The 12596-nt window shown below is 55.1% G+C and carries 9 protein-coding genes; all 9 read left to right on the plus strand.

What is annotated here, in order from left to right:
* The first annotated feature begins 22 nt into the window (after positions 1-22).
* The 9 genes from CVU77_00650 to CVU77_00690 all read left to right on the plus strand — a co-directional run bounded on the left by CVU77_00650 (position 23) and on the right by CVU77_00690 (position 12596).
* Positions 23-1324 carry a hypothetical protein gene (locus tag CVU77_00650; protein PKN02344.1) on the plus strand — a complete coding sequence of 434 codons (1302 nt, stop codon included), beginning with the start codon at positions 23-25 and terminating at the stop codon, positions 1322-1324.
* On the plus strand, positions 1324-3216 hold the full coding sequence (locus CVU77_00655; protein ID PKN02345.1) for a hypothetical protein: 1893 nt from the start codon (positions 1324-1326) through the stop codon (positions 3214-3216). The genes CVU77_00650 and CVU77_00655 overlap by 1 nt, the downstream gene beginning before the upstream one ends.
* Positions 3213-5246: a hypothetical protein gene (locus CVU77_00660; protein ID PKN02346.1), complete on the plus strand. Its 2034-nt coding sequence runs from the start codon at positions 3213-3215 to the stop codon at positions 5244-5246. The genes CVU77_00655 and CVU77_00660 overlap by 4 nt, the downstream gene beginning before the upstream one ends.
* Positions 5243-7108, plus strand: a complete 1866-nt coding sequence (locus tag CVU77_00665; protein PKN02347.1) for a hypothetical protein — start codon at positions 5243-5245, stop codon at positions 7106-7108. Before CVU77_00660 ends, CVU77_00665 begins: the two co-directional genes overlap by 4 nt.
* Positions 7109-7242: 134 nt before the next feature.
* Positions 7243-7770, plus strand: coding sequence for a hypothetical protein (locus CVU77_00670; GenBank protein PKN02348.1), 528 nt, complete (start codon positions 7243-7245; stop codon positions 7768-7770).
* A gap of 169 nt (positions 7771-7939) precedes the next feature.
* Complete coding sequence (locus tag CVU77_00675; protein PKN02349.1) at positions 7940-9088, plus strand: transcriptional regulator; 1149 nt, start codon at positions 7940-7942, stop codon at positions 9086-9088.
* A 42-nt stretch (positions 9089-9130) separates the two neighbouring features.
* The gene (locus tag CVU77_00680; GenBank protein PKN02350.1) at positions 9131-10585 is read left to right on the plus strand and encodes a hypothetical protein; all 1455 of its coding nucleotides are present in this window, start codon (positions 9131-9133) and stop codon (positions 10583-10585) included.
* Positions 10582-11610, plus strand: a complete 1029-nt coding sequence (locus CVU77_00685; GenBank protein ID PKN02351.1) for a hypothetical protein — start codon at positions 10582-10584, stop codon at positions 11608-11610. The genes CVU77_00680 and CVU77_00685 overlap by 4 nt, the downstream gene beginning before the upstream one ends.
* Positions 11607-12596 carry a kinase gene (locus CVU77_00690; GenBank protein PKN02352.1) on the plus strand — a complete coding sequence of 330 codons (990 nt, stop codon included), beginning with the start codon at positions 11607-11609 and terminating at the stop codon, positions 12594-12596. The genes CVU77_00685 and CVU77_00690 overlap by 4 nt, the downstream gene beginning before the upstream one ends.

A 12596-nucleotide genomic window follows, 5' to 3' on the forward strand; every position in this document is an offset into this window, starting at 1 on the left:
GCGGGAGTTTTTAAGAGCAAATGTGCCCTACGCCGCTTTCCTCGTATTCGGTGCAATAGCGCTTTCGGCAGTCGCCGGCGGGGCTTGGAACGTTCCGGCGCAGGCCGTGGTTTCCGCCGTTGCGGCCTTGTCTTTGGGATTTGCGGCTTATCGCAGGTCTTTTGTCCCGTCGAATATTATCGCCGCTTTCGCGGCGTTTTTTATTTTTGCGGCTTATCTCTGGCTCAGGGTCTTTTTAGGGGCGCAGAGCATACTGTGGCGCGGATTTATTGAGGCCGCCAACTGGCCGGCGTATATGGCCGTTTACGCTGCCGCCGCGTCGTTTACCGACGAGGAACGTAAAATTTTCTTCGCCGCGACGCTTCGCCTCGGAGCGTTTCTCGCGGCGCTCTTTTTTGCCCAAAAAATATTCGGCGCCGGCGCGTCGGACGCCGCCACGTGGGCGACTTTCCCTAAAAAAAATATTTTTGCCGCAGTTATGCTCGCCTCGGCTCTCTCGGTGTTTGATTTTGCCAAAACGCGAATTTCCGCGGTTGAGTGGATGTGTTATATGGCGGCCATGGCCGCCTCGGCGTTTGCTTTCAGTGTGTCCATTGCTCTTGGTTTTTTGGCCTCGGCCGTTGTTTTATTCGCGCGGGTTTTTCCGTCGAAAAAGAGGTTGTGGATTCCCGTTATAACGTTTTTGTCCGGCGCGGTGGTTATGGGGAAGTTTTTGGAGCCGCGCGTCTGGGACAGGGCGGCATGGTACGCCGCCTCAATCAAAATGTTCGCCGTTTCTCCGGTTTTCGGCCACGGCCCCGGCAGTTTTGCGGAACTTTCCGCCGGATTTACGGCGGCAGGTTTCAAAAGTATTTATGCTCACTCGCTGTATCTTGAAATGCTATCTGAGACGGGCTTGATGGGGCTGGCGCTTCTTGCGATTTTGCTGTATTTTATTCTGCGCAATATAACCGATACACGGTCTCGCGCGATTTTTACGCTGATTGCGACGGCGTCGGCGACCGATTTTCTTTTCAGCGTGCCGGTCGTTCCGCTGATGTTTTTTGCAGCCGCGGGGGCCGGGTCGGTATCTTTTCGTACGCGGGAAGACGGCGCGGCCGCGACCGGAATAAATAAGTTGCCGCGCGTTGCCAGCTTGATAACCGCGATATTTATTCTTGCGGTTTCTTACGTGAAATACGACGTCTGGGCGCGCGCCTACCGCGCCGAGACGGCAATTTTTTCCGGCGATGTCGAAGCCGCCTCGGTCGCTTCCGGCTCCATCGGCTACGGACGCCTGGGCGCCTCCGCCGCGGCGTCCATAAAAACAGGGACTATTAAATGATGTCCAAAGAAGTTTCCGCCGTCGCGCTGACGGCCATTCTGAGCGTGGCGTTTTTTGCCCCGACGATTTTCGGCGGCAGATATCCGTACCAGCGCGACGTGGCGTATTTTTTTCAGCCGCAGACGGCCACGGTCGTTCGTATAGCGCAGTCCGGCGATGTGCCGCTTTGGAATCCGTACGGATATATGGGGATGCCTCTTCTGGCGACGTGGCAATCGAGAGTTTTTTCGGTTTTCTCGATTCCGTTCTATTTGTTCGGTTCCGTCGGAGGAATGAGGATATTCTATCCTTTGATAATGTTTCTTGCGGGCTTTTTCGCGCTGGCGTTTTTGCGCGGGCGGGGATATTCCGCCGCGGCTTCGATGTCAGGCGCCATTGTGTGGATGCTGGGCGGATGGTTCGTAACTAAACTGGAATTTTTTTCCTACGCCTCGGCCGCCTCGATGTCTTTCGCGCCTGCGGCTCTTATCGGCGCGGCGTGGTGGATTGCCGCCGCCGCGCTTGCGACGGCGTTTCTGGGCGGTTATCCCGTGTTCTTTTTATCCGCGTTGCTGTATCTGGCTTTGGCGGTTCGCGCCGGCAGAATGAAAAGCGCCCTTGCCGCCTCGATGGCTTTCGCGCTTCTGTGCGCCGCGCAGATTTTGCCGACTGCCGAACTCACGCTGAACTCCGCCGTATACAAGCAGCGCGGCGTCGCCGCTCCGGCGGCGCTCTCTCACGCTATCGGCTGGCGCGACTTGTCGGGCTTTGTCGCGCCTGCGGCGACGCCTTCGTCCGACGGCGGACCGCGTTACCACTGGCTCAAAACTTTTTACGCGGGATTTGCCGGCGCCGCCCTCGCTCTGGCCGGAATATTCGCCGCCCTGCGACGGAAAAAGTTTTTCTGGCCGATAGTCCTTGCCGCCGGCACGACGATGTCCTTCGCCGTTCCGTACGATTTTGCGCGAAGAGTATTCGCGCCGCTGGCGCTGTTTCGCTATCCTTCGACGATGATGTTCTTCGCCGCCGCGGCCGTCGCGGTTCTGGCGGCCGAAGGCGCCGCCGCCGTTAAACGCGCAAAGGCCGTCGCGGTTTTGGCGGCCGTCGCGGCGATTGAACTTTTTGTCCGCGGCATGTTTGCCGCGCAGACCGCCCCCGCGGATTTTTTTTACAGGACACCGGAAGCCGTCGCGGTTGTCAGGTCGGAAGCGGTGCCCGGACGGGTGGCCGTCGCGCCGAAGACGCTTAAACTCAGCGTCGTTTCGGGACGTACTTCCGTCGACGCATGGCAGGGCGCGCGCGCCATTCTCAAAGGTTTCGTCACATGGCCGTACGGCGTGGCCAATGTTTACGGAACAGGCGAGCCGCTGGCGCTCTCGTCGGCGGAACAATCGGCGGACGCGGCATATTCAAGGCCGTCGCCCGACGCTGCCGCGGAAGATTTCAGACGTCTGGGCGCGGGTTATATTTTAAGCGCGACGAAATTTCCCGTCCGCCGGAAACATTACATTCTTTCCGCAGACGCGGCGACGCCGCCTTATTTGTACCGATTGAAGAAACCGGGAAGCATCTTCGGTTTTACCGCCGCCGTCCGCGACGGAATGACCGGCCTTGCGCCGTCGGAATTTTCGGAAAATAAAGTGTCCTTCGTTTTCTCTGAGTTTCTGCCGGCGGGCATATTTCATCACGCGGAAAACTATTATCCCGGATGGCGCGTTTTTGTCGACGGGAAAGCGCATCCGGTGGAACGAACAGAGGAAGGTCTTAAAAATGTGCGGCTGAATAATGGCGCCGGCTCGATTCATATGCTGTATGCTCCCGCAAGTTTCCGGCTGGGGATTTTAATATCGGTAATGGCCGTTACCGTCGCGGCGCTTATCCTGTTTCGCAAAGCATCGTTGATGAAATCATGAAGATTATCGCGACGTTCACTCTTCTTGCGGCAATTTTACTATCGCCGGTTCTGTTATCGCGCGGATTTATCGCCAATGCCGGCGATTTGCATCTTCATTACTATCCGCTCAAACACTTCACGTCCGAGGCCATTATTTCCGGCGATCTCCCACTGTGGAATCCATATACTTTCGGAGGAACTCCGCATCTGGCCAATCCGCAGGCCGGAGTTTTTTATCCGGGCAATCTTTTGTTTTATTTTTTCGGCTCATTTGCGGGATTTAAGCTTTGGACGTTGTTTCATCTGGTCATGCTTTCGAGTTTTCTCTACGCTTTATACAAGAGATTTATCGACGATGAAATCGCGGCGGCGGCGGGCGCGGCCATTGTTTCACTGTCGTCCTTCGTGATATATATGATAACGGCGGGACACAGTATCCGCCTTGCCGGTTTTGCGTGGGTGGCGCCCGTTTCCGCGCTGGCCGTAAAAACCGCTGTCGATAAGAATCGTTCTCCGTCGGCGGTGTCGCTGTGTGTTATGTCTCTGGCGCTGACTTTTCAATTCCTGAGCGGTCATCCTCAGGGTGTTTTTATGTCCATTCTGGTCGTAGGGGTTATTTTCGCCGTCGCCGGCGCCGCGTCGCGCAAAGGCCTGATTTTTGTCGCCGCGCTTTTTGCGGGTCTGAGCGCCGCGCAGTATCTGCCCTCCGCCGAGTTCGGACGTCTGGCCGAAACAATAGCGTGGCGTCCCCTTGCCCGCGCGTTTTCGCAGTCGTTCGGAGATTTTATTTCGCTGGTCGCGCCGTGGAAGTGGGGAAATCCTCTCGACGGCCCGCTTGCGATTTCTTACTCGCATTTCTTTGAGCGGAAAAATCTTTTTATGGGATATTCCGGATTGCTGCTGGCGCTCTCCGGCGCGGTGTTGTCGGTTAAAGCCGCTTTCGGACGAACGGCGGGTGTAAGCGGTCCGGCTTTTGTATTTGCGGCCTGGGGTTTACTGGGAATGGTTTTGGCGTTCGGCTTCAATATTCCGGGATTCGGATTTATTTTTGAGCACGCGCCGTTTGTGGGATATTTCAGAACTCCGTCGAGATTTTATTTTCTGACGCTCGTATCGTCGGGATTTTTCGCGGCGATGGCCGTCTCGATGTTCAGGAGCCGCGGAGCCGGGTTTGCCGTCGCCGCGATAGTATGCGCAGAACTTGTTTTCTGGAATATCAGATTTATTCGTCCCGTGGAACTATCGTGGGGGGCGTCGCCGGCGTCCGCCGTAGTCGGCGCGAGCGAGCGGATATTCACCACCGACGAAATCCCCGCGAATTTATCTATGATGACCCGCCTGCGCAATGCCAACGGCTACGACGCGCTCATATTAAGAGATTATTACAGGATGTTTTATTCGTATTACCGTCCGCCGAGCCGCCGTCCGTCGACATTTCTGGCCGCATCCTCCGCAGCCGACATTTACAAAAACGATTTTCCCGGATGGGGATTGAAATATGTTTTGACTACCCTGAACATTCCCGCCGCCAGGATGTTGCCGCAATCGTCCGGACGGGTGTTTATGTACGAAAAGAAAACCTTCAGTCCCGCGGTATTCGTTCCGCGCCGCGTGGAAACCATAGAACTGAGGAATTACCCGTTTTTTGATCCCGCCTCGGCGAATCCGCTCGATAAAATAGTCGTTCAGGGCGAATCGCGCGGCGCAAACAAATTTTCCGCCTCCGTCGATATCGTAAGTTTCGGACGTGAAAAAATAAAGCTTGCTTTCGAGAATGCGTCCGAAGGCACGTTGGCGCTGGGTGAAACATATTATCCGGGCTGGCTCGCCTGGATAGACGGCAAACCGTCGCCCGTCCGCCGCGCCGGCGGCATATTCCGCGCCATCGAGATTCCGTCCGGCTCACGAAAGATGATTATGGTTTTTATGCCCGTCTCGCTTCTTTTCGGCGTGTGTATCAGCGCCATCTCGGCGGCTATTGTGATATCGTTCGTTTTTGCGGCGGCCGTTAAGTTGTCCGCCGTATCGCCGCCGGAAAATCTTTTATGAAAAAAATTACGGTGATAATTCCCGCCTATAACGAAGAAAAAACCGCCGCCGCCGCCCTGCGCGGCGTGATCTCGGCCGACTTCGCCTCGGCGGGCTTCGCAAAAGAAATCATAATCGTGGATGACGGTTCCGTCGACGGCACCTACGATGCTTTTGTTTCCGCGTTTAGCGGCTTATCAGGCAAGGATAAACCGGTAATTTTGCGGCATGCCCGCAATATGGGCAAAGGCGCCGCCGTCAGAACCGCCCTTGCCGCGTCGACGGGCGACATAATAGCGATTCAAGACGCGGATCTTGAATATGACCCCGCCGATATTCCCCGCCTCGCCGCCCCCATCGCCGCAGGCGCCGCGCTCGCGGTATACGGCTCGCGGTTCCTCAAAAAAAATCCCGTCATATACGCGCTCTATTATCTCGGCAACAGAGTTATGAGCGGTATCATCGGGCTGCTTTTTCTAAGGAAAGTCACGGATTCCTACACATGCAGAAAACTGTTCGGACGCTCCGTTCTCGACGGAATCTCCCTTTTGTCGCGCGGATTCGAGATAGAGGCGGAAATAACTTCTAAAATTTTTCGCCGAGGCGTTTCCATTCTCGAACTTCCTATAAATTACAATCCCAGGACGATAAGAGACGGAAAAAAAATATCTTTTCGCGACGCCGCGCTGGGCGTTTGGACTGCCGTTAAAATCCGTTTTGCCCGACGGGCGGGATTTCAGCGGCTCGGAAGTTCGCCGGGGGTGTGTCTGCTTTCGGCCAGATTCCATCCGTATGTCGGCGGGGCCGAAAAGCAGGGACTGCTTCTCGCCTCGAAAATTGCCGCGCAAGGCCGCGAAGTTACGGTTTGCACGCAGGCGTATGATGCGAAACTCCCGCGCCGCGAAATCATCGGGGGGGCGGATGTTCACAGAATCGCGTCGTCATCGTCCCTGCGGTTTCTGGTGTCGTCATTTTTGTTTCTTGCGGCAAAAAGAAAGGATTTCGGCGTAATACACGTTCTGCTGGCGTCTTCGCCCGCGCTTGCCGCCGTCGCGGCCGCGCGGCTGACCGCAAAAAAAGTTTTGATAAAACTCGGATGTTCGGGCGAGTACGGGGACATAGCGACGTCGCGGCGAACCGTCTTCGGGCGGATCAAGTTATTCCTGCTGAAGCGCTCGAAAGCCATGTTCGTATGCCCCGGTTCCGATGTGTTCGCCGAGGCGCTGTCGGCGGGTTTTCGCGGGGACCGTCTGACAATCATTCCCAACGGCGTAGATACTTCAAGATTCGCCCCGTCGTCCGCGGACGACAGGGCGTCGGCCCGCGCCGCGCTGGGAATGTCCGGCGAAGGCCGCGCGGCGATATTCACCGGCCGGTTTGAAAAACAAAAAGGACTGGAAGGTCTTCTGGCCGAATGGCCGGCTATCGTCGGAAGTTTTCCCGACGTTAAACTCATTTTAGCGGGGGCGGGCTCGCTGGAGAAAAATCTTCGCGCCGTCGCGGCGGCTTCGCCGGAGCTCGCGTCGTCCGTGATTTTCGCGCCGCCGTCCGAACAAGTCGAACGATATTTGGCCGCGGCGGACTTTTTCGTTCTGCCGTCGCTGGCCGAAGGCCTCTCGAACTCTATGCTGGAGGCGATGTCCTGCGGCCTTGCGGTCGTAGTCACCGATGTTGGCGGCGCGGCCGATGCCGTCGTCGATGGAGTCAATGGCTTTCTGTCCGCGCCCTCGGCTGAGAATTTCGCCGCTAAACTTCGCGCCGTTCTGGCTATGCCCGAAAGCGTTGTTGTTGCCTCTCGCGCCGCCGCCCGCCGGACGGCCATCGAGCGTTTCGGAGCGGATAAGACGGCCGAATCATACATTAAGCTTTATATGGCGATGTAACGGGAAATTTCGGGGAGTTCTCCCTGACTGGCCCCGCTTTCGGCCCGTCAAAAAAAACCTTGACCCCGCGTTTTTTTTAATATATAATATGTTCTGAACGTTTAGAAACAACGAAACGCTGCTTTGGAGATATTATGCCGGATAAGCTTGCTTCCGTCGAAAACGACTTCATCGACACCGTCTCGCGGCTGGGTTCTTCGCTTGGCCTCAACAGGGTTGTCGGGCAGATTTACGCCCTGCTCTTTTTTAAGGGCGAGCCGATGTCGCTGGACGACATCTGCAAGTCGCTCAACATCAGCAAGGGGAACGTCAGCATAAACATCAGGGAACTCGAACGCTGGGGCGCCGTGAAAAAAAGTTGGACACCCGGTTCCAGAAAAGATTTTTACGCCGCCGACGACGACGTGGTCGGCCTCGTCTACGCCCGTTTGCGCATGAGATTTGAAAAAATCGTTTCGGAACTCGGCGATAATCTCGGGAAGTGGGAATCGCTCTCCGGCAACGGACGTTCGGGCGACCGGATATCAAAAAAAGTCGGCGAACTCCGCCGCATAAAGGACGCTCTTGAGACGCTGATGGGCAATATGCCCCGTCAGGTTTCCGGCGAGTCCGCGCTTAAAAAAATAGCCGTTCTCGGAAAATTAAAATCATTGTTGTCATGAAATTGTTGAAAAACTTCACTTGGCCGTCATTGCGAGGAACGAAGTGACGAAGCAATCTCGGTATCATCGTCGTGTAAGAGATTGTTTCACTCTCTGAGGGAGTTCGCAATGACAAGTTACGGTTTTTTCAACGGTCTCGTCATAATGCCTGAAAAGATTAGGAGGATAAATGAAAGTACCGATGCTTGATCTGGCCCCGCAGTACGAACCTATTCGCGCGGAAGTTTTTGCGGCCATCGAAAAGGTCTACGATTCAAAAAAATTCATTCTCGGCGAGGAAGTGGGAAAATTCGAAGTTGCGGCGGCAAAATATACGGGGGCGAAGCACGCCGTCGGAGTGTCGTCGGGAACCGACGCGCTTCTTATTTCGCTTATGGCGGCCGGAGTCGGCGCGGGCGACGAAGTGATTACCACGGACTTCTCGTTTTTCGCCACGGCAGGAGCCATATCTCGCGTGGGCGCGACTCCGGTTTTCGCGGACATAGACCCCGTTACTTTCAACATCGATCCCCGTCTGGTCGCATCCAAAATAACATCCAGGACCAAGGCCGTGATACCCGTTCATCTCTACGGGCAGTGCGCGGATATGGAAGAGATAGCATCGGCGGTCCGCGGACGGGGAATTGCCGTCATTGAGGACGCGGCGCAGTCGCTGGGTGCCCGGTACAGAGACGGTCGCGGCGCGGGTGCGTTGGGCGATTACGGATGTTTCTCATTTTTCCCGTCCAAAAACCTCGGCGCGATGGGCGACGCCGGAATGGTCACCACCGACGACGCCGGTCTGGCCGACAAACTCAGATTGTTGCGCGGCCACGGCGCGGTCAGAAAATACTATCACTCGCTGATCGGCGGAAATTTTCGCATAGACACCATACAGGCGGCCGTGCTCGACGTAAAACTCAAGTATCTCGACGGATGGACATCGGCCAGGCAGGAAAACGCGCGGCGTTACGATAAATTGTTCGCCGATGCCGGGCTGGTGTCGTCGGGAGAAGTTACTCCGCCCGCGGCAGTTTACAAAAAGGCCGGCGGACCCGAACGTTACCATATTTACAATCAGTATATGATCAGGGCTCGCTCCAGAGACGACCTTAAAAAATTCCTTGACGGCAGCGGTATCGGCAACGATATTTATTATCCGATGCCCTTTCATTTGCAGGAATGTTTCGCGCATTTGGGAGGCAAACCGGGATACTTCCCTCAGTCGGAGAAGGCCGCCGCCGAAGTTCTGGCTCTGCCGGTTTATCCCGAACTCAAGCCCGAAATGCAGGAATATGTCGTAAGCAAAATAAAAGAGTTTTATAAAAACAGGGGTTAACTTGCCGCGGCGATTTGCGCGCGGCTCTCTGCGAGAGGACGAATGAGGTTTTCGCGGGTATTTCTGGCCAACCTGATATCGCACGAGACGAGTTTGTTCAGACAACGGGCGGTTCTTCGCGCGGGGATGGGCTATATAGCGCAGGCGCTGGAAGACGCCGGCGTCGCGTGCGCCGTCGACGATATGGCGCTCGGCTTCGGATTCGGGCGGTTGCGCCGCAAGATTCGGGATTTCGGACCGGACGCGATAGGCATAAGCATGTTTACCTATCGTTACGCCGAAGCGTATGCCGCCGTAGCGCGGCTGAAAAAAGAATTCGGCGTGCCGGTAATAGTGGGCGGCCCGCACGCGTCGGTATTTCGCGGTAAACTTCTTGAGGAATGCCCGTCCGCGGATTTTTGTATGGTGCGCGAGGGCGAGCGGAGCATTGTTAAACTTTGCCGCGGCGAGGATTTTTCCAAGATTGAGGGACTGATATACAGAGAAAATTCCGCGGTTCGCTCGGCGCCGCCGGCTGTTTTTATCGACGATCTCGACGCCCTGGCTTTTCCGAGATACCGCGCTTTTGAGCGGCAAAATTATCCCCTTGGCAATTCTCCCGTTTCACGCAGGGTAATACCGCTTGTGACGTCGCGCGGATGTCCGTACGAGTGCATATACTGTCCGGTCAACGCGGCCATCGGAAGAAAACTAAGGTGCCGCGGCGCCGACAGCGTGGTCAGTGAAATATCCCACTGGCGCGCCGAGGGTTACAGAAATTTTTCCGTCGTAGACGATAATTTTACGCTCATAAAAGACAGGGTCTATAAGATTTGCGAGGGAATAAAGCGCGCCGGTTTCAGCGATATTACGCTTGGCCTGCCCAATGGCATAAGGGCCGACAAGACCGACAGGCAAATGCTTGAAACGATGTATGACGCGGGTTTTAGGTATGTCGGCATAGGCGTGGAGTCGGGGTGCGATGCAGTTTTGAAAGCGCTCAAAAAATCCGAACCGGTGGCGGTAATAGACGAGGCGATAAAAAACGCAGTCGAGATCGGTTATTACGTGGATTTGTATTTTCTGGTAGGTTCTCCCGGAGAGACGGAGCGCGACGTTATGGCCTCGATAGCGCTGGCCGCCAAATATCCCGTGGACAAGGCGCATTATTTCAATCTTATACCCTATCCGGGCACGGAACTTTTTGATACGGTGGCTAAGGCGGGCCGGTTCCTTTATCCGCCGGAATACTATCTTAACAACATCCATTCAAATATGAACGTGCCGGTTTTTGAGACGAAAGAATTTCCGGCCGCCGCCCGCGCCCGAATGCTTAAATACGCCAAGCGCGCCGAGCGGCTGCGCAAGAAAGAATTGTATCGCCGCCGCCTGGCATCCAAAGGACTTCCCGCTTTTGCCGCTCGCGCGGCGTCGTCGGTATATTCATACGAGCCGGTGCGCGTGATATTCAACGATTCGGCGCTTCTTGCCGGTATCAAAGAAAGGATGATGAAATGAGCCGGCCTTTTTTCTCCGTGATTATGACGGTCTATAACAGGGCCGGCCTTATGCGCTTCGCGCTCGAATCGCTTCGGCGGCAGACCTTCGGAGATTTTGAAGTATTTGTGGCCGACGACGGCTCGTCGGACAATCCCGCCGGGGTCTTTGAAAGTTTCCGGCGTCCCGGATGGAATTTCGTCAGGTTCGACGGGAATCACGGCTATCCGTATTGCAAAAATCGTCTTCTTGACAAAGTGTCCGGCGATTATGTCACTTTTTTGGATTCCGACGATGTCTGGCTGCCTGAGCGTCTCGCGCGGTTCCGGGCTCACGCAATCGCCCTGCCCGACGACGGATTTATTTTTTCCGACTGTTTCCTCGAGCAGCACGGACAGGTGCTTGCCACAATGAGCGGCGGACGGCGCGATATTCCGCACGGACATCTTGGCGCGTGGGCCGCCGTGTCCAACCGTTGGCTGCCCTACGTGACCACAAATGTGGCGCTCAAGCGCGAGGCCGTAAAGGACGCGGGATACTATAACGAAAAACTTGTACATCTGGCCGATACCGAATACTTCGCCCGCGTCGTAGGAAAATATCCGGTGGGATATATTCCGGAACCTTTGGCGGTATACAGGATACACGAAATTTCTCTTACGTCAAACTGGGACTCTTGTCTGGCCGAAAATATACAGATAATCGATATGACCTCCCCGCCGCCCGACGTGGAGATACCTCTTAAAGATCACGTTCTTTACGCGCAGGCGGTCGTCTATTTTAAGAAAGGTATGGGAAGGGAGGCGCGGGAGTGCCTCGGTCAAATAAAAAATTCGCCGATCCGCGCAAGAATTCTTTATCCTTTGACATTCGTGCCGGAAGTATTTTTGAAAATTCCGCGGTTTCTCTACAGGAAACTTCGCGTCGCCCGTCTTATGTTTATGCCGGTCGCCAGAGAATTGAGGGACGCGGAAAATTGGCTTAACGATCTGGAGCGCGCGTCCACACCTCCGATGGAAACGGGCGCCGACAGGGGGCATTCATGATTATCACAAAAACACCCCACAGAATTTCTTTTTTCGGCGGCGGCACGGATTATCCGGCGTGGTATCTTAAAAACGGCGGCAAAGTGCTCGGCGGGGCAATCAACAAGTATTGTTATCTTATAGTGCGCGAACTTCCGCCGTTTTTCGAGCACAAGCACAGAATCGTTTATTCAAAACTCGAAAACGCAAAAACCATAGACGAGATAGCGCACCCGGCCGTCAGGGAAGTGCTCCGTTACAGAAACTATCAGTCGGGCATTTCGATACATCACGACAGCGATATTCCCGCGCGTTCCGGAATGGGGTCGAGTTCCGCTTTTACCGTCGGATTGCTTAAAGCCATGCACGCCATGGACGGAAATATGATATCCAGGGAAGACCTCTACGCCGAGGCCATTCACGTGGAGCAGGACATAATCAAAGAGAACGTCGGTTCGCAGGATCAGGTTTTCGCGGCTTGCGGAGGACTTAACAAGATAGATTTTTTGTCCAACGGCGAAATAGTCGTTTCTCCGGTGATAATAGCTAAGGACGCCTTGCGGGAGTTTCAGAGCAAATTTATGCTGTTTTTCACGGGCATTGCCAGAAACGCGTCGGACATCGCCGAGGAGCAAATCAGAAACATAGACGCCAAGTCAAAGGACTTGCGCGAAATGTCATCTCTCGTGGATGAGGCCCACGGCGTTTTGACGTCGTCGCCGCTCGCGTTCGGTGATTTCGGACGGCTGCTCGACGAGACGTGGAAGATAAAACGGAATCTGTCGTCGAAAATAAGTAATTCGTTCATAGACGATATTTACGCCAAAGCTCTCAAAAACGGCGCGGCGGGCGGAAAACTGCTCGGCGCCGGCGGCGGAGGATTCATGCTTTTTTACGCGGAGCCCCAAAACCACGGCCGCCTGAAGGCCGCGCTCGACGGGCTTCTTCACATACCTTTCGACTTCGATTTTACCGGAGCCGACATAATCTTCTATAAACAGGACTAA

It is taken from the genome of Elusimicrobia bacterium HGW-Elusimicrobia-1 (assembly GCA_002841695.1).
GTDB lineage: Bacteria > Elusimicrobiota > Endomicrobiia > PHAN01 > PHAN01 > PHAN01.

Coding starts and splice junctions, on each gene's coding strand:
- CVU77_00680 (PKN02350.1), top strand. CDS start 9,131: ATGAGGTTTTCGCGGGTATTTCTGGCCAACCTGATATCGCACGAGACG.
- CVU77_00655 (PKN02345.1), top strand. CDS start 1,324: ATGTCCAAAGAAGTTTCCGCCGTCGCGCTGACGGCCATTCTGAGCGTG.
- CVU77_00670 (PKN02348.1), top strand. CDS start 7,243: ATGCCGGATAAGCTTGCTTCCGTCGAAAACGACTTCATCGACACCGTC.
- CVU77_00665 (PKN02347.1), top strand. CDS start 5,243: ATGAAAAAAATTACGGTGATAATTCCCGCCTATAACGAAGAAAAAACC.
- CVU77_00685 (PKN02351.1), top strand. CDS start 10,582: ATGAGCCGGCCTTTTTTCTCCGTGATTATGACGGTCTATAACAGGGCC.
- CVU77_00660 (PKN02346.1), top strand. CDS start 3,213: ATGAAGATTATCGCGACGTTCACTCTTCTTGCGGCAATTTTACTATCG.
- CVU77_00675 (PKN02349.1), top strand. CDS start 7,940: ATGAAAGTACCGATGCTTGATCTGGCCCCGCAGTACGAACCTATTCGC.
- CVU77_00690 (PKN02352.1), top strand. CDS start 11,607: ATGATTATCACAAAAACACCCCACAGAATTTCTTTTTTCGGCGGCGGC.